Here is a 21,828-nt window from a genome sequence, read left to right as displayed (position 1 = left end):
CTTATTTTTAGATGATTTTGAAGAGATTGTATACACATCTTTGCTAATTGCTAAGTACAGTTTTGCATAATAATCGTAGCGTTTTTAAATGTAGAGAGACGCATTGCCATTGCAGAGGGATACATTGCCATTGCAGAGGGATGAATTGGCATTGCTAAATTTAATTTTAGGACTTACGCAATAACTCTTTGAAACTCTTGTTCTTTTATGAGTTAAAAGTAAGTATTGAATTCTTCACTTATAACTCATAACTTATAACTTTTATGCAGGGTTCCAAGTACCGTGGAAGCTGTGGGGAATGACACTGGGTAATCCAAGTTTGCAAATGGGTTCGGCATCCAGGCGATCGCTATCAAATACCCAAACTTCACTACTATGAGAATTACCATCGTAGACAACAGTTAGCACCCAACCTTGTTCAGGGTTTTGAGTGTCTTGGGCGTGGATGGGTTCTGAAGGATAACGGTTTTCTCCTAAGTCTGCTTCGGTGAGGGTTTCGGTTTTGTGATCAAAACGAGCGATCGCATTTAATAGTTCTTGGCTAATATCTGTTCCTGAGCGGAATGTTGACATATATGTGTACCGAGAAGCTAGCCCTACGTTTTGCTGTGGTACATTGGGAAACTCACAATGTTGGTTTAATAGTTGTTGAATTGACGTAACTTTGCCAGTTTGGGGATGCAGATGAACTTGCGTTAGTGTACTTTTAGCTGGGGTGTGAGTCTCACCTGTAGCCACTTCCTTGAGATATTGGTTAGTTTGAAAATCTTCATAACGGGCGATATCCACAATTACTGAACCGCTAGCATCTACATAACCGTTGCTAAAATGCCATTGATACCAAGGTTCGGTTTCTCCACGACTGACTACAGATAGAGTTTCCCGATCAATAACTAAAATCTGAGTTCCTAATTTAGGTTGCCACTTTAGCGAATCACTATAGTTGCTTGTCCCTATTAGCACGGGTAAGACATTCAACCGCACTGGCGGAAGGAAAAATACAAGATACTGTCCTGCTAAAACAAAATCATGCACCAATGGTACACCATCTAGCTGATATGCGGCTTGTTGGATAATCCGCCCAGTCGAATCGCTTTTATAAATATTAAGCGTCGCATTTTGTTCAGGGCTGATGCCAAAGTTAAAAATCTCCCCTGTTTGCTCGTCACGCTTACAATGCGCGGAATAGCTTAATCCTTTAGTTAACCCCCCTAAATCATCTTCGCCCCAAGTTTCTAAAGTTTGTAAATCAAGGGCGTGGGGTTTACCACCTTCCCACAGTGCCAAAAGTTTATCTGGAAGTGCTAGCACCGAAGTGTTGGCAGCATTTTTGAGCGGCTTTTGCCATTGATTCCAAATTGGGCCTGGTGCAGTCATACCATAATTGCCATAGACTAGTTTACCTGCTGCGGCTTCTTCTTGATAGCCAAAGGTTTGCACGTAGCGATAAACCCCGGTTGCAACTGCATCGGTAAAATTTACAGCCAAAATTGCCCCATCTCCATCAAACCAGTGTCCCATGCGAATGCCACCGCGTTCTAGCCGTGCGGGGCCATTGCGATAAAGTGTGCCACGCAAGCGATCTGGAATTTTGCCAGAAAGAATTGACAGTTGGGTAGAGGGGAATTCTGTAGCTGGTTGTGCGTTAGCGATCGCACCTGCCCAGGCTTTTGTGGTTGACTTTCTCTCAATGGTATGCATATAAAATTTTGGCTTGATAAATTATCGATGTACATACCTGCATTCTTACATTTTCATCTTTGCTGCAATTTTTTAACAATGCTTCTAGCTACTGAAGCTTATCAGGCATTGTCTCAGGTATTTATTAACAGAGAAGATGAGATATACAGCAGATTGCAACTTAGTGAGGTATAGATTATTGTAAGGGCACAACATTGTTGTGCCCCTACCTGTGTACCTCATTTACCTGAAAAACGCTATATGTGGGTGAAGAGAAAAAACCACAGCTTGTGCATTCATAACCACAGAACTTAGTACAGCATTTCATTAATTCGTAGCAAATTAAACTTGGCAATACTCTCACAATGCCAATGCATTCCTATACAATGTTAATGCGTCTGAATGCAATGCCAATGCATCCCGATACAATGTTAATGCGTGCCGATACAATGTTAATGCGTCTGAATGTAATGCCAATGCGTGCCGATACAATGTTAATGCGTCTGAATGCAATGCCAATGTATCCCCCTGCATTAAAAACGCTACGCTTTTATGCAAAACTGTACTAAGGAACAAGAATTAAATAACATACAATTTATGTCCCTAGCTTACCTCACCCTCAATCCCTTTCCTTATAAAGGAGAGTGAAGCTAGATACAGGATGAAGTTTTGCATTTTATTTAATCCACGTTCCTAAGCGTTCTAGAACACTAATAACTTCAGAAGCTCGAACTCTTGGTAGCTTAGGCACTGGTTACCTCAAATGTGTTTAGCAACCGACAAGGTGCTATCTCAGGAAGTGAGAATTCTTCTAAATAAAGTTCCGTTGCTTCCCGCAAATTAGCAATAGCTTCTTCTATCGTCTCTCCTTGGCTGGCGGTTCCCACCTCTGGACATTCAGCTACATAAACATCCTCTTCCCAATGCAAGATTGCTATAAAGGTTCGAGTTTTTGTATCCTTAGCCTGTTGTAATGAACTCATGGAGCATTTATCTGGCTATCTTTTGATTTTCCTATTGTTGCTTAACCACCTGGAACCAACAACATCTGCGCCTCAATCGCTTCCCAGGTTTGGGGCGACACCCGCACTGCTGCTTGTTTGCACTTGATGATGAGATGATTGGCGTAGAGATAATTTTCCAGTGACCTTGCTTCTTTATGAGATAAATTGACCATTTCTGAGGTGAGATTGAAAGCATTAAGTAAGGTTACTTGGAGGCGCTTCGCAAATACCCGACGCGCTTCTTCTGGCTGTTGATCATCAGGAATCTGAACTTTCAGTCTTTCTAGTCGAGCAATCAGCATAGTAAAGTTAATATTATTAAAGATTTTTAATTTTTCTAGTTCACGAGAGTAGTCGATAGCTTTGGCGATGGCGTTGGCGTTGATATAGGTGTAGGCATTGGCGTTGGGGTAGGCGTTGGCGTTGAGGTAGGCGTAGGCGATGGCGTAGGCGTAAACGTTGGTGCTGGTGATGGCGTTGGCATTTGCGTTGGCGATGGCGATGGCGTTGGTATTGGCGAAGGTATAGATGTAATCCTTGGCGTTGGCGTTGGCGATCGCAGCTGCACGTTTACCCACAGGTTTAAAATCTCCCGGCGATCCAGCTGTTACCTCTTCTGCCCAGTTGATTAAAGCTTTTAACTTCGGTGTATTAATATACTTCTGTGCTTCTCTTTCCATTAGCAACAGCAAATCATCTGCACCACCGCGCATTAACCCAGCTACTAACAAAAACACCTCTTTCCAGCGTTCATCTGGCAGATGTTTAGTAACTAACTTCTCAACTTGGCGATAGAAATTTTCTAAATTCTCAATAGATTCAAAACTACGGATAGCATCATCACCTAAAAACTGCACTGCTGTATAGATCGATTCCAACTTGACAGGTTCACGCATTCCCAATACTTTGAGAATGCCATGCCGTTCTTCGTACTTCTGGACATATTGTTTTGATGCGGCAAAAATTATCTCCCTAGTTTTTTCGTCCAGAGTTTTACCAAATATTCCTAGAACTTTACTGCTACCTCCCCAAAGGATTTGGAAAATCGGAACTGCTAAACCGCTAACTGCTTGTGCGGCTAAAGATTCCATTCCTGTCATAAGATTATTCAGTGAATATGTTTAAAAATTAAAGCAAAGTTGTATTATCCAACTCTAAGCTCTCTTATGACAACTACACCAAGCTTCAATTCCTGGGTTATCTGTCCCCAACCAAATCCTCAAGCCAACTTGCGTTTATTCTGCTTCCCCTACGCTGGTGGTAGCTCAATGATTTTTCGTACATGGTCTAATAATCTTCCTAGTAATGTCGAAGTCTGTGCAGTGGAATATCCGGGACGCGGAAGACAGATTAAGTCAGCACCCTTGACGCGATTAGAACCTCTTGTTGAAGCGATCGCTCCAATTCTGATACCATATTTAGACAAACCATTCGCCTTTTTCGGTCACAGTATGGGCGGATTAGTTAGCTTCGAGTTAACCCGTCTACTTCGCTCTCAGTATAGTCTTGCTCCCTTTCACCTCTTCATATCTGCTCGTCGCGCCCCACAAATCCCGTCCACAAAACCACCCCTCCACGTTTTATCAAACCCTGATTTGCTGAACGAGCTACGCAGTCTTAACGGTATACCCAAAGCAGTACTAGAAAGCCCGGAACTGATGCAGATGTTCCTCACGATTTTGCGGGCAGATTTTACTGTTCTGGAAACTTATATTTACACTCAAAAACAGCCTCTGGAGTGTCCTATTACTGTTTTTGGTGGTTTGCAAGACCAAGAAGTTAGTCATGAGGCTCTGCAAGCATGGCGAGAGCAGACAATCGCTGCTTTCTCATTACATGAGTTCAACGGTGACCACTTTTTTATCCATTCACACCAAGAATTATTATTTAAAGTTATATCTCAAGAATTACAGATGCGTAAGCGTAGCTGGTAGTAGACATTGCTAGCATAGTCATTACAAAAAAAAGGAGTTAGGAGTCAGAATATAGAATTTTCCTGACTCTCTGAACTTCTTGTACACAATATTTCTACTTTTTATTTTTGGGTAGCGATCGCTAGCCTTGCTCCCTTCACCTGACGTACTTGATCCATTATCCCCACTATTTCACCGTGCAAGACTTTTTGATCAGCATTAATAATCACCAATGCATCTGGGTTAGAACCAACTAAAGTCCGCACTCGCGCTGCTAAATCATTAATTGCTATTGGATCGCGATTTAGGCTTACCTGACCTTTTTCATCTACCGTGATGGTAACTTTAGTGGGAATTTGCTGTTCCTTTGCCGTAGCTGCTTTCGGTAGATTTACTGGCAACCCTTCTGATCGTGTTAAAAACAGCGTTGACATAATAAAAAATGTCAAAAGGGCAAACATTACATCAATCAGAGGTACTACATTTATAAATGGTGCTAAATCTGGTTCATTATCATCTAGATCCATAAGACTTCTCCTGTTGTTCGTAGCGTTCATGTTGTTCATAGCGATCAAGGAACAGTATTTCTAGCTGTCCCCCGTACTCTTGAATCATTGTTATCTGCCGCTGGTATAATCCCCGGAAGATGCTGGCTCCTAAAAGCACAAAGATAGCCACAATCAATCCTGAGGCGGTAGCAACTAAAGCTTCACTAATACCAGCTGTGACTGCACCAGTTTTAGTCGCTCCGACATCACCAACATTCAGTCCAGCAAACGAGCGAATTAATCCTAAAATTGTGCCGAGAAGTCCCAACAAAGGTGCTAAACCGATAATAGTGTCAAATACAGGTTGAAACCGCTTGAGTATAGGAATTTCTGCTTGCGCCTCACTTTTCAAAGCCAAACGAAATTTTTCTGGAGTCGGTCTTTCTAGCTGTAGTCCAGCTAGAAAAATGCGTGCTATAGGTAAATCTACATTTTTTTGCAGCTTATCCACAGCACTAACAACATTATCAAGTCGATAAAGATTTAAAACCTCTCGCACTACCCGGTTTTGACGCTTACCAATCTGTGCCCAAAACTTCGCTCGCTCAATCATTAGTGCCCCTGCCAACACCGAAAACAGCAACAGGGGCCACATAACCACACCACCTGCTTCAAACAACTTCTGAATTCCCATGTAGTGCCTCTAAATGTCATCAACAATACAAAATCAGATTACCAGAATCAAGCAAAAAAAATGAAACTTTTTCTCAATAGAGTTTAAGATATAATTAAAATTTTTTCAAATCTAATTTAATTATCATTATTTTTATTTACTCTTTTTTTATTTTGTATAAATTAATTTAATATAAAAATTAATATTTAGAAATCATGACAATAAACAGTACAGTATTTTTCAAAAATATTTTATTTTTTTGAGTAGTATGCTGTTCCGTAACACTGCCCAAAATAATTTTAATTTTTTACTTGATATTTGCAACCATGCATTCTAAAATGACTAAATTAGTGAGAATAGGTAGCAATAGCTATGAGCTTTTATGGCATTACTGTCGAGCAACGTTCCAAAGAAGTTGAGGCTCTGAAGTTTTTTCTGGCTTTCAGTCTGATAGGTTCACTGGCGCTGCATATCGGCGTACTGTCCTCAGGTATAGGTAATTATTTGACGAGAGTGCCCACAAACGAAGATGAACCAATAGAGGTTGCGATCATAGAGACTCCGGCTCCGGAACCAGAAAAACCACTTGAAAAAATTCCAGAAGAACCCAAAAAAGAACCAGAAATTGTTCAAAAACAGCTTAGAGAAACTACAGTAGTACAAAAACCAGTACAAGAATTGATTGAAAGACCAAAAATTCAGCCAGTTGAACAACAACCAAAACAAACTACTCGAAACCCACAACCAACAAATAGGGAAATTGCTCCCAAGCCACAAGTCCCTGTGACAACTGTTGCACCTGTGAGCGGCGGCGGTGGCGGCGGTGGTGGTAGTCCAGTCCTGACAAATAACTCTGGTGGCTCTGGCCCTGGTGTTGCTTTAAATACAGGTTCAGGTACAGGTACAGGTTCAGGTACAGGTTCAGGAATTGGCTCAGGCTCTGGCAGTGGTATAGGTTCAGGAATTGGCTCAGGAATTGGCAGTGGTAGAGGTTCAGGAATTGGCTCAGGCTCTGGCAGTGGTATAGGCAATGGAGTAGGAAACCGTCCGACAGTAGCAACAGCGCCAATAGCACCAACACCTCCACAAATTAACAGTTCAGGTAATATTAATGGTCGGGCAGCCTGCCGTGAATGCAACACCAAGTATCCAGAGGGAGCAAAACGGCGAGGAGTCGAAGGCAGAGTAGAAGTAAAAGTTGATACTGATAAAGAAGGTAATGTTACCAACGTGCGGGTTACTAAGTCCAGTGGAAACCGCGAATTAGATGAAGATTACGCCAGACAAGCGCGTGACTGGAAATTAAAACCCTCAGAAGGTGGTAGACAAGGAGTACCTATCGCCGCTGAATTTTCCATAAAAGGTTCACGGCGAAACCGAGAAGTTCAAGAACGTCAAGCACAAAGAGAAGCACAAGAAAGAGCCCAGCAAGCAGCTGCTGCTAACTCCACACAGGAACATCCAGGACGTAGACGTAGAGATTTGACACCCCCATCTAATGAAGCTACAGCCACAAGACCAACAGAATCTCAATTGAGTAGACGGCTGCTACCTCAGAGAAGAGAAATTATTACCTCCGGCTCATCATCTGAAGCGAGGATAAATCGCACTCAAAGAAGTGCAAGAGAGTCCTTACGCAGTATTCAGCGTGAGCGAGCGGCTACCAATTCATCACAACAGCCACAAGCAACCCCTCGGCGGCGGCAAGGAGAAAACACCAGTCAGAACAAGTTGCGGGAGTCTTTGCGCGGTTTACGCCAACAACGTCAATCCCAACCTGCTGCACCGTCTACTGCTCCTAGTCAGCAGTAGAGGGACAAAACTTACTGTAATCATACTTTGATTAGCGATGATCGCCGCTTCCTGTTTTTCGGAGGCGGTTGTTTTTTAGATAGGGGATTTCCAAGAAATAAATTATCTAATCTTGTGGGGTGGATCGAAAAGTCCGCCCTTTGCTACGGGCGGGCGCGGGCAAAACGCCTATCTCACAAGAAGTAGTTGAGTATTTTTTGATTTGTCAGTCCCTAAGAATGGCTTCGTTAAACATCACCCCTCTACCATGAGGAAGAGGGGTTAGGAGTGCGGTAATTTTATGATGGACAATTAGACACACTGGCGATAACTTGATTTGCCAATCAATGGAAGTGGAAGTGAATAATCCTGGACTTCCCCCTACCCATTTCTCTGATCAGGGCGATGAAAATCGCCTACATCTAAGGAATGGTAGTGTTTGCTCATCAGCAATTATATGCTGAAAGGATAGTCAATGGTTAACTCTCAAGTTGCTCATCTGCACTTTATGCAAGGCGTCAAATTCACTGATTTGAATAAAACTTCTACATAAACACACACTGATGCAGTTTGATTTGCTTGAATAGCTATATTGACTAGGACATTGATACGACGGCAATTCACAATTCCTGATTATGGCAAGTAAATTCATTGATGTTAGGGAATATACTGTCAGGGCGCACAAAAGACAGATTCATACTCGTGTTTTCCAGTTTGTCTGTAAAGAGTGTAACGATCTGACAAAGCGCGAGACTTTTGGACCTCGACCCTTATATTGTGAGAAATGTCGCCCTCCCCAACCGCGTAAAAAATCCCAGCCAACATCTCAGAAAGCAAAACCCAGACCAATGTCTTACAAAAGTGACATTAATTTAAATTGATTGAAGCCTTATGACTCAAAATGGACAATTAGAACCACCTCCGGGCATCTTTGTTTCACCACTGTTGGAATTACGAGACTATTATGCTCGCCTTACAGAAGAGTATGAACGCCTTTTTGTGCAGGCGCGATCGCAGCTGGATCATGTAGAAGCGTTGTTGTCTAACTGGTCTTTTTCTGATGCCAACAAGCAGATATCTCGACTGACGCCGGCTGATGAAACCGCAAATCTTTCTCAAGAAGGCTCTTTGGGGTTTTTATCACCGCTTAATGACATTGACGAAATTAACTTGGTGGAGTCTGTAGAGTCAGAACCAAAAGACTCAGATAAAGTTGAAATAGATAATTCCGTTTCTGCTGCTGTTGATACAAAAGAGAGTCAATCTCCAATTAGCTCGCCAGATCCAAAAATACCTACAGAGAACATCGATAGTTTAACGAAGGTGGCGGAAATCCCCATGCTACCTCAGTATCAGCACGCTCTCTCGCGAATGGAAGCCATAAAACAGCTATTGCAAGAGAATATAGGTATTGTCTGTCATATCGATTTTATCGTGCGATCGCTTTATGGAGAGTTAGATTCCAATCTATTCAAAGTAGTTAAAGGTAGGGTTCAATCTTCCCTCACCCAAGGCAGAGAAAGGAATTACTGGGTAACTATTCCCGATGAGCCAGGTTGTTATACTCTGGATTTAAGTTTGGTAGTCCCAAATAATGGCAATGGTGCTTCTAAAAGCATCAAAAACAAAAAGAAGAAACTTTTCGTACCCCCGACAAAAACAGTACCAATGCTCAAAACCTTTGAGGGTCAATTCTTAATTGATGCCCTCACCTCTCTGTTAGAACAAAATCCAGGTAAAGTTTTCAGCGTTGCTGAAGTCATCGCCGGAATTTATGGAGAACTAGATTCTCAACAACTTAGAGAGATCAAAAATAAGGTGTTGAATGAATTATCTAGAGGCTATCGGACAGGCAGATTCTCTAGGGTTCCTGACCAAATCGGCTTCTATACTTGGGACTCCAATCTGATATCAAAGAGAAGTTCTCGCTAAATTAGGCATTGGGGAGCCAGCGCCGTGGGCGGGTTTCCCTGCCCCTCTGCTTCTTCCCCACTCCCCGACATCACCCTATCCCAAAAATAGCTTGTATGCCGGATTCTTGTTTTCATCCCAATAGCGATAGCCCAGGTTATCGAGAAAAGCTTGCCACTCTTCCATCTCGTGAGGGGGAACCTGAATACCAACAACGATTCGACCGTAGTCTGCGCCGTTGTTGCGGTAGTGAAAAAGACTAATATTCCAGTCAGGACTCATGGAAGTAACAAACTTCATCAATGCGCCGGGACGTTCGGGAAACTCAAAACGGTAGAGCAATTCATTGTGAGCAAGGAAAGAGTGCCCACCCACCATGTGCCGTAAATGTAATTTAGTTAGTTCGTCGTCCGTTAGATCAAGGGTTTCAAACCCATGATATGCAAAGGTTTCTACTATCTTTGCAGCATCAGCACGATTTTGAATTTGCACACCTACAAAAATATGGGCTGTTTTTTCATCGGCAATGCGATAATTAAACTCGGTAAGATTACGTTTGCCAATACATTCACAAAACTGGCGAATACTTCCCCGTTCTTCAGGAATTGTGACTGCAAAGATAGCTTCGCGGTGTTCGCCTAACTCTGCACGTTCTGCTACAAAGCGGAGGCGATCAAAATTCATGTTTGCACCGCAGGCGACAGCAATTAAGGTTTGTCCCTCGATTTGTTCTCGTTGTGCGTAGGCTTTGGCAGCTGCGATCGCTAATGCACCCGCTGGTTCTAGAATTGATCGCGTATCCTCAAACACGTCTTTAATCGCAGCACAAGTATTGTCTGTATTCACCAGAATAATTTCATCTACATACTGCTGACATAAACGGAAGGTTTCTTCACCTACTTCTCGCACCGCCACGCCATCAGCAAATAACCCCACTTGGGACAAGCGCACCCGATGTCCGGCTTTGAGCGATTGAGACATCGCATCAGCATCTACTGGCTCAACCCCAATAATCTTGATTTCCGGACGCAATCGTTTCACATAAGCCCCAATCCCAGAAATTAATCCGCCTCCTCCAATTGCCACAAAAATCGCATCGATGGGTTGCTGATATTGCCGTAAAATTTCCATCCCGATTGTTCCCTGTCCAGCAATTACATGAGGATCATCAAAAGGATGAATAAAGGTCAACCCTTTTTCTACTTCTAATTCACGAGCATAGCTATAAGCATCGTCATAGGTATTTCCATGTAACACGACTGCTCCGCCCCTGCTTCTAACCGCATCTACCTTGACTTGGGGTGTGGTTATTGGCATGACGATAATTGCTTTGGTTCCCAAGCGATGGGCTGCAAGGGCGACTCCCTGAGCATGGTTCCCCGCAGACGCTGCAATTACACCTTGCGCCAATATATCTGGTGGCAGTTGCACCATTTTGTTATAAGCACCCCGCAGTTTAAAGGAAAATACTGACTGCATATCCTCACGTTTCAGCAGGAGTTGATTATTTAGCCGCGCAGACAAATTTGGGGCATACTCCAGTGGTGTTTCCTGGGCAACATCGTACACACGGGCCGTTAGAATTTGGATGAGGTAGTCGCAATACATGGGCGTCAAAGTGTTAGCAAATGCCGGATGGAAATTAATTTTACGTTACAAGCGATCGCACTGGTTTCATTTAATTGCACTCTCTGGAATTTGGAGTGAATAAAATCTAAAAATTACTAATACTGTTTGAAGATAAATAAATTCAGTGATTGAATTTTTTTGGTGACTTCAAATTTAATGCGATCGCTGGTAGGTTGATTTTAAACGAATTTTGCCAACTGTCCGAGTATTTAGATCAATAGATAAGTATAGTGTTGCTTATGAATATAACTTCTCAATTTATGTTAAAGTATTGCATGGAAGATTAAATTCGGCTGTATAATTTCTTTTTATATATACTTGATATTACAGACCTCTGCGGATACGCATTTTGGATGGATCATAAGCAGAAACTGAACTATATAAATGTATACGCTTATACAGCCCCTAATGAATTTGTCCCATTCCGCCCGTTCAAGTCCTAGAAGGTTCTCCCTTATTTGCCTGGTAATCATACTACTCGCGGCTTAATACCTGCTATATGCCTGATAATTAATAAGGCAATCTACAGACAGCAAAGATGCAGACTCTCCAAAAACTCTCCCTCCCAAGTATGGGCTGCGGGACTTGGGCCTGGGGCAACCAATTGCTTTGGGGATATAACGAAAGTATGGATGACCAGTTGCAAGCCGTCTTTAACCTTTGTGTAAGCAACGGTGTAACTTTATTTGATACAGGTGATTCTTACGGAACTGGGAGATTGAATGGTCGGAGTGAGTTACTTCTGGGACGATTCAACCGAGAATATCTAGGTTTATGCAAAGAAAATATTTGTATTGCGACTAAGCTTGCTGCTTACCCGTGGAGATGGACACGTCAGTCAATGGTAAAAGCTTGCAAATCATCTGCCCAACGCCTGGGAAGAAACGTAGATTTGGTGCAAATGCACTGGTCTACAGCGAATTATGCTCCTTGGCAAGAGGGAGGGCTGTTAGATGGTCTTGCCGATTTGTATGAGCAAGGACTGGTCAAGGGAGTGGGACTATCCAATTATGGGCCTAAGCGGCTTAAGCAAGTGCAGAAAAAGTTTGCTGAACGAGGCGTTCCGATTACTACTCTGCAAGTTCAATACTCTTTGTTGTCTACATATCCTGTCACCCAACTAAAGCTCAAAGACCTTTGTGATCAGTTGGGAATTAAACTGATTGCCTACAGCCCTCTAGCTTTGGGGCTACTGACAGGAAAATACTCTGAGCAAGGCCCTTTGCCCAAAGGCATCCGAGGTCTGCTATTTAGGCAGATATTGCAAGGAATGCGTAGGCGTAGCCAGCCGCAGGCATCGCTTTTGGCATGTTTGCAAGAGGTGGCACAGTTCAGAAACAAAACCATGTCACAGGTAGCAATTAATTGGTGCATCTGTAAAGGAACCATTCCTATCCCTGGAGCAAAGAGCGTGGAACAAGCTAGGGAGAATATTGGTGCATTGGGTTGGCAATTAGACGCCAGTGAGATTGCAGAGTTGGATAGGGCGGCGGCGAATACAGACAAAAAAATGGTACAAAATATCTTTCAAACTAAGTGAAATTTCAACGTTGCTGAATATGAATATGAATAATTGCAAAAACTTGGTTTAAGTCTGAGAAGAGAAATACTTAACTACTTTCAGCAACTTGCTTATAAACTCTTTGGCCAGAGGTTCAATCTGAGACGGTCGATTGGACTAAAGGACAGATGCTAGGGGAGCTAACCGTGAATTTTGTAATCTGTCATCCATTAGATGGAGAGAAAATACTGACAAACTCTATTTTAATTGTAAACTCTATCTAAGTTAAAAGTTAAAAGAACCTATGAGCCAGTCAAATAGTTCAACAGATAATATTTCAACTGCCAACAGCAACGCAACACCAGCAGAATCTCGTAAGACAAAAAAAGCGGCAGCAAAGATTACAACCGAATATGCCGAGGAAATGGCACCTGAAAAAATCGTTGTAGACGAGCCACCGCCTAAACCAGACTATCCTCGCTACCGAGTTCACCCAGGACAGCCCATCACCTTGGCTAATTTCGATCCAAATAGCTGCGAGGACTACAAGAAAAAGAAGCACGTTGAGAAAGAATTGGAAAAGCAGCGTCAACGGTTGCAAAATTTGCAAGAACGGTTATATGCTGAACACCAACGCAGTTTGCTAATCGTGCTACAAGCGATGGACACCGGGGGTAAAGATGGTACCATCAAACATGTATTCGGTGGTCTTAACCCACAAGGCTGTCAGGTTTGGTCATTCAAAAAGCCCAGCGATGAAGAATTAAGCCATGATTTTCTTTGGCGCTACCACCAGCGGACACCACAACGGGGGATGATTAGCATCTTCAATCGCTCTCATTACGAAGATGTGTTAATTGTGCGAGTCAAACAGCTAGTACCGGAGGATATTTGGCGCGATCGCTATCAGTTGATTAACGAGTTTGAGCATATGCTGACACTCAATAACATTACTGTTATCAAGTTTTTTCTTAACATTTCTAAAGACGAACAAAAACGGCGCTTGGAAAGTCGGTTAGAAGATCCAGATAAGCATTGGAAGTTTTCGAGCAACGATTTAAAAGAGCGGGTGCTGTGGGATGACTACCAAGCGGCATTTGAGGAGATGATTAACAATTGCTCGACTGCTCATGCTCCCTGGTATGTCATACCTGCAAACAATAAGTGGTATCGTAACTTGGTAGTAGCTCGAACGATCGCAGACACTCTAGAGGCAATCAACCCGCAATTTCCACCAGCAGAAAAGGGTTTAGAAAATATTGTGGTTCCAGATTAAAGTAAGAAATTACCTAAGCACACCATTTCATGAATTTATTGCGAATTAAATTTGGCAATACTTTGTTAAGTGGATAGGCATAGATAAACAATACTTTGTAGTAAGTATTAAAGTGCTAAAAATCGTTACCCTGAATACTGCGCGATGGCTACGGCGGACGGCTACGCCATCGTAGATTATTATTATGGATCAATACGCTTGGGTTAAGGCTAAAACTCTTTCTTCAAGTCAATTTTTTAACGAACCGCCAAGGACGCAAAGGACGCAAAGAGAAGAAAGAAATTCTTAACCCAAGCGTATTGTATTATGGATTACTTAAGCAAACCGCACTTAAGTCCAATCGCCTCCAGGCGTACTCATTGTCTAGCAAAAGCCAAGTCACTTTCAATTATCTTGGCACCTGTTAGGTTAGCCCCACTTAAATTGCAGAAGTTAAAATTTGCCCCTCTTAGGTCTGCTAGTGATAGATTCGCTCCTGTTAAATCTGCATCAGTGAGGTTAACTTCACTTAAGTTAGCGCTACTTAGGTTAGCCCCCCTCAGTGAAGTTTGTTGCAGGTCTGCCCCCTTTAGGTTTGTCCTCATTAGGTATGCCTTACTCAGGTCGGCTCCACTTAAATTAGCTTCACTTAGGTCTGCCGCTGTTAAATCAGCTTTACTTAGATTGGCTTGACTTAGGTCTATTAAACTCAACTTCGCATAACTTAGGTTAATTTCACTCAGCTTCACTGAAGCAAGTACTGCACCCCTCAAATTAGCATTAATAAAATTTCTTTCTCCCATTGCATAACGGCGTAAAATTTTATCCGTTGTTACTCTGTCTAAAACAGCTTTTGATGCGCCTTGATAACACCATGTAGCTTCTAATAATTTGGTAGCAGTGTTAACAGCTACCTCATCACATTTAGCCATAATCACACCATTGCAGCCATCCCACTGACCGTTAAGCATAAAGGCAATCTCACTAGCGGCAGCAATTGAGTCAAATAGTAAAATAGATTCTTTGTCCCGTTTTAACCAGCTATTCCAAACAATCGAGATAATATTTTTCATTTTTATAACTGTTGGCGCGTTAGCCCCAGTTAATGACAGAGCGCTGTACAAAGACCTACAACACTAATGCAGCCCATTTACAGCGCCCAGTCACTACTTTAGTGATAATCGGCTTAAGTACAAAATCTGCAAGAACTAAGTTCTAAACAGCTGAGTCTGAGCGTTCTATTTGCTGCCGAATGGTATCAATAGAAGCATTTAGTCCAGCCAGTTTGGACTCTAAATCATCTCGCATCCAAATCAAGAATTTTAATTTCCGCTCTAAGCCAGCTTTGCGCGAAATGGGTTCGCTTCCATAACAGGTATTACCCCAAAAAGGAAACATAATTTACCTCTGTATTTAGCTTTTGTAACAGTGCAATATCTTGCACTACTACACTACATTCTGACTCATAACAATCAGGCTGGTATGTGTGACAACCGACCTAAATTGGACGTGCTTAACGAACGCAAGCTAAAACCCTACCCCCAACACCCTGACATTTATGTCTGCGGCAAAACCCGCATTGTTTTGGCGATCGCTGCCCTTATGATCATCTAAAGGGTCATCGCATTGGGAAAAATGGATAAAGTCGAGCTTAGGAAAAGTTTAGATCAAGAGGACGGATATTTATTGAATACTGCAACTGAGTTTTTGTGATCAAAAGAAAACACAGAAAACGGGTCTTTTCGATTCCCCATCTCCATCCCAGGAGTGCCTACAGGCATTTGGGGAACAGATAAACCAGCAACATTGGGCTTTTCTTGAAGCAGACGTTTGATGTCGTTTGCTGGGACGTGTCCTTCAATCACATATCCATTAACAATTGCTGTGTGGCAAGATGACAAGTTATCCGGCACGTTGTACTTTTGTTTGACTGTTTCGATGTCAAGTGTGGGAAAGTCTGTAATTTTAAAACCCTCTGCCTTTAAGTGATCAATCCACCCGCCACAACAGTTACAATCAAGACTGTGATATACAGTGGCATTTAGCGCTGTTGATTTTAATGGTGTTTGTTGATCCTGGATGCGCCTAGTAATACTTATCAGTTGAGCATTAGCTGCAACAGAAGCAGGAAAAACAGTTTGAGCATGACTCATCGGAGCAGTGCTTCCCAAGATGCCCAACACCCCTGCTGTAAGACAAATCATTACCACTGCACGTACCAAGATGGAAAGTAACCATTTTTGCGAGCAATAAATAAATTGTTTGTGCGACATCTGAGACTTCCTAAATACAATATTGCATAAATTTGTCACGAATTGTCTTCAAAAAGACTCTGGGTACCTACCCTGTAAGAAGGCGAAGCGCTTATGCGTTTACTTTGCGTCCCTCTGCGTTTAAAAACACTACGAATTAAATTTGGCAATGTCAATGTGTCCCTCTACAATCCTAATGCGTCCCTCTACAATCCTAATGCATCCCTCTATAATGCCAATGCGTTCTTTGCTAATGCCAATGCATCCCTCTACAATGTCAATGCGTCCCTCTACATTTAAAAACGCTACGATTTTACGCAAAACTGTACTACGTCCTCTAAAGCAAAAGTAATTCCTTATCAGTTATCATATTCTTGTTTTAGCGAAGGTACTGAATTATTAACCCATTTGCACCAGTTGTAGGACAACAACAAGCCATAGAATTACTCACTCAGGCTATCAGACAAAACCGGGTTGCTCCAGCCTATCTATTTGTGGGGCCAGATGGTATAGGAAGAAGTTTAACAGCCAGGTGTTTTGTGGAATTGCTATTTTCTAGTCAGATGGGAGTCACTGCGTCTTTACAAAACCGTTTGCGTCAGGGGAACCACCCAGCTTTGTTGTGGGTGCAACCAACGTACCAATATCAGGGACAACGATTAACACCAGCAGAAGCGGCAAAGAAAGGACTTAAGCGTAAAGCACCACCTGTAATTCGGCTAGAGCAAATTCGGGAAATTACCGAGTTTCTAAGTCGGCCACCCTTGGAAGCACCGAGGAATGTGGTAGTGCTAGAAGAAGCCCAAACAATGGCAGAAGCCGCAGCGAATGCTTTACTTAAAACCTTAGAAGAACCGGGACAGGCGACATTAATTTTAATTGCACCTACACCTGAGTCTGTTTTGCCAACTTTGGTATCACGCTGTCAACGGATTCCTTTTTATCGCTTAAATGCACAGTCTTTGGCTGTTGTACTCACACAAACCGGTCATCAAGAAATTTTGCCAAATCAGGCAGTATTGAGTATAGCAGCTGGTAGTGCGGGAAGTGCGATCGCATCTTACGAGCAATTACAAGCTATTCCCCCTGAGTTACTCGAAGACTTGAAAAAAGCCCCTGCTTCCTACCGCAAAGCCTTGGAGTTAGCTAAAAAAATTGATAAAGATTTAGATACAGAAGCACAACTGTGGTTAGTTGATTATCTTCAGCAATTTTACTGGCAGCAGTGGCATCAACCCACCATCATTCACCAGCTAGAACAAGCTCGTAAATACTTACTTGCTTACGCTCAACCCCGGCTGGTTTGGGAATGTCTGCTTTTATCTGTATACCAAAAATAAAATCGCATTCATGAATTTTTGCACAAAAACCTCAAACTCTTTAGCTATATTAAATAATATTACTTAAGTAACCGGACATATTAGTACTAACGTATTATTGAAAAGCTATGTAAAGCGTCTCGTAGAGAATGCGGCGAGTTAACAGACATCGCCTCAAGACACTGGGATTTGCTCAATTGCCAAAGCTTCTTTTAAACAAAAGTCTTGCAGGGGATGACTAATAAAGGTTGTCCGATTATTGTTTTTGAAGATTGTATCCCTGACTTATGATTAACTTACCACAGACAATTCCAGTTCTTCTTTTAGGGACAAGCTTGGCTGTGCTTTCCCCTCAAGTTTGTACTGCTTTCACTGTTCAACAGGTAGCTAGCCTTGCTAAAGCATCAAGCGATTTACCAGTGGTCAAATCAGCAGGACTGTCCCCCAATATGGATGTGCCTTGGTCGAAACCCGTGAGAATCATTGATCCTTTTGAAGGGGAATTAGTTGGGGTTTTTGACCGCAACTCTTTAGGTGGCTATTTGTACCGTGAGAATTCAAAACAAGTTATTAGTCTATGGACTCCTTCGAGCATTCGAGTCCTGGTAACACTAAATTCGGATCAAGCAAGTTCTTCTTTCTACACCGCAGGTCTTGTGTATCCCAGATATGACTATCTAAGGTTTGTTACTACCAAGAAAGTCGATAAACTTTTACTTAAGGTCAGGGGAAAAGTTTTTCAATTAGACAGTTCAACCGGGACGTTTGCTGTCAGTCAAGAATTAGCCACTGCTTTGAAAAATGCTCCAGATGAGAACTTAGACATCAGACTACTATTGGAAGGAGGTCAAACTCTTGATAGCGAAATTGGCAAAGAGACGGTAAAATCTTGGCGAAAGATTTATTAAGCAATGTCTAAGAACAGGCTACTTATTGTGCATTTTCAACCCAAGTATTATCTATATATTAAGAAAGTAAAAATTTCTCACCTATTATCAGTAATTTATCTGATAAAGGTTGTTTATAGATTTAGGAAGAACGAACATTGTTAGAAGCAAGCCTGATTAATTCTTCAACATTGTTTGAAATTGTATTGCAAATTGTATTTAAAGGTAAATCATTGGGATCAAATCCGAAAGGTTCTTCAATTTCTGAACCAATTTGTTCAATACTTAATAATGTAAAACTTACAAAAGCCATTACTATACCAGTCCACCAACTCAAAAAGCTAACAATTTCCAAAGGTAATATCAGACAAAAAATTAATAACAGTTGTCTGAGTTTAATAGTATATATCAAAGGTAGTGGCGTTTTTAAAATGCGTTCGCAACCACCTAAAATATCTACTAAATCATCTACGCAGTTATGTAAAGTAGTCAGTTGATAGACATTTAAAAAATTCCGGTCATGCTGAGACTGCAAGTAATCTCCTATCCAATAAGCAATTTGTAGTGGGGGATGATTACTATCTTGGAGTTGTAAATATTGTTTTTCAGACACTAAGGATGCTAACTGAGTGTCTAAAGGTACTGATCTTAAATGTAACTTCATTGCAACTGCAAAAGCAGTTACTAACCGAAGTATTGCCTCTTTTTCTCTTCTATCTTGCGGTGTCTTTTCTTTAACTATTATCCAAATTCCCCGAGTTAAGTTACGAGATGTATTAACTAAAGATCCCCATAATTGACGACCTTCCCAAAATCTATCATGGGCTGTATTAGTCCGAAAAACTAATAGTAATGTAAAACCAATATTAAAACTTAAAACAGCATTAGTAAGAATACTGTTGGAATTGGAAAATGCTATTGGTAATCCTAAATGATCCAAAAATGATATTAAAATACCATATGCAGTACAAAAAATTACCCAAGGAAGGATGATAGAAATAATTGACCTTTCAAGCCGAAGAGTTACTTGAAGCCAGTTCAATTTTTCACCTTTATAAAGGTGATACTTTTCTATTAAAGAGTTTTTGGAATTCTTTTGAAAATAGTTAGGTCGTTTCATATTGGTAAAGTTTGACGATTACATCAATTAGCAAACTAACTTTTTTAGCTAAAGTTATCTTGCTTAAGCAAGATAGGTGCAAGATGTAGGTTTCCAGATAGCGACCGTCGTGCAACTATAATCAACATAAATTATAGTTTTAACATTGAAACTTCTTTTTGTGAACCCTCTTTAGGTAGGTAAATTCATGAGTGTCTTCATTCTTCACATAAACTCTAACGAAACAGGACTTAGGCAAACAATATCCAAAAAGAAAGATTTTCTTATTAAAGCAATTCATGAATTGCCCCAGAGCGCGTTTAGTTTTGCGTAAGTCCTAGACAAGTCTGGAGCAACGGAAACGTCTCCGGCTTTGCGCTATGCATCTACGCCACAACTGAGAACTGACTTGTTTGATGTATAATCTCAACTTATTATAGAAGTCAGGGTTTTGAGACTCTCGATTTTAATTAGTATTCCAAAACTTTTTAGAAGATAAAACTATATAATTACTAGATGATTTAGTCAACAATTATCTTAATGGCTAACTTGGCAGTTCGTTTAATAAATATTAAGTGCATCTTTTTAGTACAGTATGGCGTAAATCCAGCTAGGATCTCAATTAATAAGACTTGGGGCTTAAGCTACTTATTAAAGGTAGGCAAACTGACGCCACAGTGGACTAATTAATTCGTATAACTTGCAATTCTCTATAACTAATACTATTTCCCAAATCTTGGCAACACATAAACTGACTGTAGGGACGTACAGGTGTACGCCCCTACCTATGTATTTGTATCAGCTATCTTGTTTAACGTTATAATTAGGCAAAACTGATCTGACGCAATGTGTAACTTAGAGTTGATCATTACAATATTCTGGTGCGTGCAAGAGTTGTCTAGAGAAGAACTTTTACAATTTCTGCCCTGCGTAAATTGATCGCACTTCGCCGTTACGCCGGATGACAGCTTCGCCATTACTAACATCTACTAGTGTCCAACCGCTTGAGCCGATACTTTCACCCATATTGATGCGGCGAGTCACGCCATCAATTTTAAACAAAGCGGCAGATTTGTTGCCTAATTCTAGCAACCCCTCTAAGGTATTACTAGGAGCATCTGCGATCGCAGTTGGCGGATATACTTCTTCCTGGGTAATAGTTGGTTCTGATGGTGCGAGTGCTTCACGTAATGGAACTACTGGTAATGCAGGCAGAGGCTTGGGTGTTTGTCGCACGGTAATGGGTGCAGTTTTGGCAGTCACAGGTTTGAGTTCTGCTCGCACAGCCGCAGCTAACATGTTAACGGTTACAGGCTTGGCAGCTTGTCGCACCGTATTCAGGGCAGTTTTCACAACATTAGGTTGAGATCCCTGCAACACACTCGCAACTTGGGGTAAAAGTGTGGGATTACCAGGAATAGCCGGGAGTGCGTAGTGCATTGGCGATGGCGCTTGATAAACCGGAACGTAGATGCGCTTAACAACGCTTGAAGAACGGTTAGGAGTTGGTGGTGTATTGTTAGCTAGAAGTGGAAGTGCTGGTAGATTACCAGTTGTTTGCCCACGAGCAAGAGCTATTTGGTTAGTATTTGTCTGACTGAAGAATCGCGGGCTAAGAGATTTTTGATTGCTTGCTCCTTGCTTATCTATAACTGCCAGCGCTTGGAGCATGTAGTCAACTAACTCTGCCTCAATTTCTGTTTTTACAGGCAACTGTAACTGGGGTTGCGGCACTAGAAGAGCTGACTCAGGCAATTTGGTATTTAAAAGATATATGACTCCAGACTCTATTAGGTAGATAATACCAGCGATCGCCACGCCTAAAGTTGTTCCCACAATCAGCAGTTTGCCCAAATTACGACTACTTTTCTGACGTTTTCTACTAACTGGCTTAACGGTGGGGGAGCCAAACACAACGGTACTCAAGTGCTTGTGGTTATCTTGAGCAACCGACTGTATTGGTTGGTTGAGTGTGTTCGGTAAGATAATCTGCGGTATCTTAATTGTTTGCAGCACGTTTTCTGGAGGCGACTGGCGTTGAGGTTGGGGGGAAACCCCAGTAACAGACTGGCTCGATTTGTTCTGACTACTGTGCTTAACGGTTTGAGAAGGCAGATTACTACTAACATCCAGAATGTAGTCGATATCGGCAAACAGTTCATCCATTAGGCCATCAGCATAGTTTTCTATCGACCAAGGTTCGTTGGCGATTAAGTCTTCTGATGGTTCCGGTACTATGAGACGGGTGCTGGCTTCTTGTAACATAGACGTTCTATCTTTGTTGCTAGGACGGAAAAACGCCGCCCCTACTGCCTGGAAATCAGGATTATTAATAAAACATCCAATCCCCCATCCTATTGAGACGAGTTGATTGAGCGTTGGTATTAAACTCAACTTTCATATGGAGATTGTTAATGATGGCAGTA

The 21,828-nt window shown here is 41.8% G+C and carries 20 protein-coding genes; 9 read left to right on the top strand and 11 right to left on the bottom strand.

What is annotated here, in order from left to right:
• Nucleotides 1-261: 261 nt before the first annotated feature.
• The 3 genes from V7L29_RS30025 to V7L29_RS30015 all read right to left on the bottom strand — a co-directional run bounded on the left by V7L29_RS30025 (nucleotide 262) and on the right by V7L29_RS30015 (nucleotide 3,784).
• The gene (locus V7L29_RS30025; protein ID WP_334737787.1) at nucleotides 262-1,701 is read right to left on the bottom strand and encodes a carotenoid oxygenase family protein; all 1,440 of its coding nucleotides are present in this window, start codon (nucleotides 1,699-1,701) and stop codon (nucleotides 262-264) included.
• Nucleotides 1,702-2,423: 722 nt separating this feature from the next.
• A complete protein-coding gene (locus V7L29_RS30020) occupies nucleotides 2,424-2,663 on the bottom strand; it encodes a type II toxin-antitoxin system HicB family antitoxin (protein WP_334737786.1) in 240 nt (79 codons plus the stop codon).
• A 41-nt stretch (nucleotides 2,664-2,704) separates the two neighbouring features.
• Nucleotides 2,705-3,784 (bottom strand): NACHT C-terminal helical domain 2-containing protein, encoded by a 1,080-nt coding sequence (locus V7L29_RS30015; protein WP_334737785.1) that lies wholly within the window; start codon nucleotides 3,782-3,784, stop codon nucleotides 2,705-2,707.
• Nucleotides 3,785-3,850: 66 nt separating this feature from the next.
• Here V7L29_RS30015 and V7L29_RS30010 point away from each other — a divergent pair, with 66 nt between their 5' ends.
• Nucleotides 3,851-4,618, top strand: coding sequence for a thioesterase II family protein (locus V7L29_RS30010; RefSeq protein WP_334737784.1), 768 nt, complete (start codon nucleotides 3,851-3,853; stop codon nucleotides 4,616-4,618).
• 101 nt (nucleotides 4,619-4,719) lie between these two features.
• Here V7L29_RS30010 and V7L29_RS30005 read toward each other — a convergent pair whose 3' ends face one another.
• Both V7L29_RS30005 and V7L29_RS30000 read right to left on the bottom strand, forming a co-directional pair.
• Nucleotides 4,720-5,124 carry an ExbD/TolR family protein gene (locus tag V7L29_RS30005; RefSeq protein WP_334688873.1) on the bottom strand — a complete coding sequence of 135 codons (405 nt, stop codon included), beginning with the start codon at nucleotides 5,122-5,124 and terminating at the stop codon, nucleotides 4,720-4,722.
• On the bottom strand, nucleotides 5,111-5,779 hold the full coding sequence (locus V7L29_RS30000) for a MotA/TolQ/ExbB proton channel family protein (RefSeq protein ID WP_334737783.1): 669 nt from the start codon (nucleotides 5,777-5,779) through the stop codon (nucleotides 5,111-5,113). Before V7L29_RS30000 ends, V7L29_RS30005 begins: the two co-directional genes overlap by 14 nt.
• 351 nt (nucleotides 5,780-6,130) lie before the next feature.
• Here V7L29_RS30000 and V7L29_RS29995 point away from each other — a divergent pair, with 351 nt between their 5' ends.
• The 3 genes from V7L29_RS29995 to V7L29_RS29985 all read left to right on the top strand — a co-directional run bounded on the left by V7L29_RS29995 (nucleotide 6,131) and on the right by V7L29_RS29985 (nucleotide 9,481).
• Nucleotides 6,131-7,570 carry an energy transducer TonB gene (locus V7L29_RS29995; RefSeq protein WP_334737782.1) on the top strand — a complete coding sequence of 480 codons (1,440 nt, stop codon included), beginning with the start codon at nucleotides 6,131-6,133 and terminating at the stop codon, nucleotides 7,568-7,570.
• 614 nt (nucleotides 7,571-8,184) lie between these two features.
• Complete coding sequence (locus tag V7L29_RS29990) at nucleotides 8,185-8,430, top strand: hypothetical protein (protein WP_334688870.1); 246 nt, start codon at nucleotides 8,185-8,187, stop codon at nucleotides 8,428-8,430.
• Between the two features lie 10 nt (nucleotides 8,431-8,440).
• A complete protein-coding gene (locus V7L29_RS29985; RefSeq protein WP_334737781.1) occupies nucleotides 8,441-9,481 on the top strand; it encodes a hypothetical protein in 1,041 nt (346 codons plus the stop codon).
• A gap of 75 nt (nucleotides 9,482-9,556) precedes the next feature.
• Here the strand turns inward: V7L29_RS29985 and ilvA are convergent, their stop codons facing one another.
• A complete protein-coding gene (gene ilvA, locus V7L29_RS29980) occupies nucleotides 9,557-11,068 on the bottom strand; it encodes a threonine ammonia-lyase, biosynthetic (RefSeq protein ID WP_334688868.1) in 1,512 nt (503 codons plus the stop codon).
• 559 nt (nucleotides 11,069-11,627) lie between these two features.
• Between ilvA and V7L29_RS29975 the strand changes: the two genes are divergently transcribed.
• Both V7L29_RS29975 and V7L29_RS29970 read left to right on the top strand, forming a co-directional pair.
• Complete coding sequence (locus V7L29_RS29975) at nucleotides 11,628-12,629, top strand: aldo/keto reductase (RefSeq protein WP_334688867.1); 1,002 nt, start codon at nucleotides 11,628-11,630, stop codon at nucleotides 12,627-12,629.
• A gap of 265 nt (nucleotides 12,630-12,894) precedes the next feature.
• Nucleotides 12,895-13,866, top strand: coding sequence for a polyphosphate kinase 2 family protein (locus tag V7L29_RS29970; RefSeq protein ID WP_334688866.1), 972 nt, complete (start codon nucleotides 12,895-12,897; stop codon nucleotides 13,864-13,866).
• A 356-nt stretch (nucleotides 13,867-14,222) separates the two neighbouring features.
• On the opposite strand, the gene V7L29_RS29965 is transcribed toward V7L29_RS29970, so the two are convergent.
• Together V7L29_RS29965 and V7L29_RS29960 are read right to left on the bottom strand one after the other, a co-directional pair.
• Nucleotides 14,223-14,918 carry a pentapeptide repeat-containing protein gene (locus V7L29_RS29965; RefSeq protein WP_334737780.1) on the bottom strand — a complete coding sequence of 232 codons (696 nt, stop codon included), beginning with the start codon at nucleotides 14,916-14,918 and terminating at the stop codon, nucleotides 14,223-14,225.
• 142 nt (nucleotides 14,919-15,060) lie between these two features.
• Entirely contained in the window at nucleotides 15,061-15,243 is a 183-nt protein-coding gene (locus V7L29_RS29960; protein WP_334688864.1) for a hypothetical protein, read from the bottom strand.
• 30 nt (nucleotides 15,244-15,273) lie between these two features.
• Between V7L29_RS29960 and V7L29_RS29955 the strand changes: the two genes are divergently transcribed.
• Nucleotides 15,274-15,459: a hypothetical protein gene (locus V7L29_RS29955; RefSeq protein ID WP_334688863.1), complete on the top strand. Its 186-nt coding sequence runs from the start codon at nucleotides 15,274-15,276 to the stop codon at nucleotides 15,457-15,459.
• Nucleotides 15,460-15,512: 53 nt separating this feature from the next.
• Here V7L29_RS29955 and V7L29_RS29950 read toward each other — a convergent pair whose 3' ends face one another.
• Nucleotides 15,513-16,118, bottom strand: a complete 606-nt coding sequence (locus V7L29_RS29950) for a DUF411 domain-containing protein (protein WP_334688862.1) — start codon at nucleotides 16,116-16,118, stop codon at nucleotides 15,513-15,515.
• 374 nt (nucleotides 16,119-16,492) lie between these two features.
• Here V7L29_RS29950 and V7L29_RS29945 point away from each other — a divergent pair, with 374 nt between their 5' ends.
• Nucleotides 16,493-17,437, top strand: a complete 945-nt coding sequence (locus V7L29_RS29945) for a DNA polymerase III subunit delta' (protein ID WP_334688883.1) — start codon at nucleotides 16,493-16,495, stop codon at nucleotides 17,435-17,437.
• A gap of 266 nt (nucleotides 17,438-17,703) precedes the next feature.
• Nucleotides 17,704-18,324 carry a hypothetical protein gene (locus V7L29_RS29940; RefSeq protein WP_334688860.1) on the top strand — a complete coding sequence of 207 codons (621 nt, stop codon included), beginning with the start codon at nucleotides 17,704-17,706 and terminating at the stop codon, nucleotides 18,322-18,324.
• Nucleotides 18,325-18,445: 121 nt separating this feature from the next.
• Here V7L29_RS29940 and V7L29_RS29935 read toward each other — a convergent pair whose 3' ends face one another.
• Together V7L29_RS29935 and V7L29_RS29930 are read right to left on the bottom strand one after the other, a co-directional pair.
• On the bottom strand, nucleotides 18,446-19,423 hold the full coding sequence (locus V7L29_RS29935; protein WP_334688859.1) for a bestrophin family protein: 978 nt from the start codon (nucleotides 19,421-19,423) through the stop codon (nucleotides 18,446-18,448).
• Nucleotides 19,424-20,314: 891 nt separating this feature from the next.
• Nucleotides 20,315-21,667, bottom strand: coding sequence for a hypothetical protein (locus V7L29_RS29930; RefSeq protein ID WP_334737809.1), 1,353 nt, complete (start codon nucleotides 21,665-21,667; stop codon nucleotides 20,315-20,317).
• Nucleotides 21,668-21,828: the final 161 nt, after the last annotated feature.

Source organism: Nostoc sp., assembly GCF_036916575.1.
Classification (GTDB): Bacteria; Cyanobacteriota; Cyanobacteriia; order Cyanobacteriales; family Nostocaceae; genus Nostoc.
This window is presented reverse-complemented; position numbering and strand designations above follow the sequence as displayed.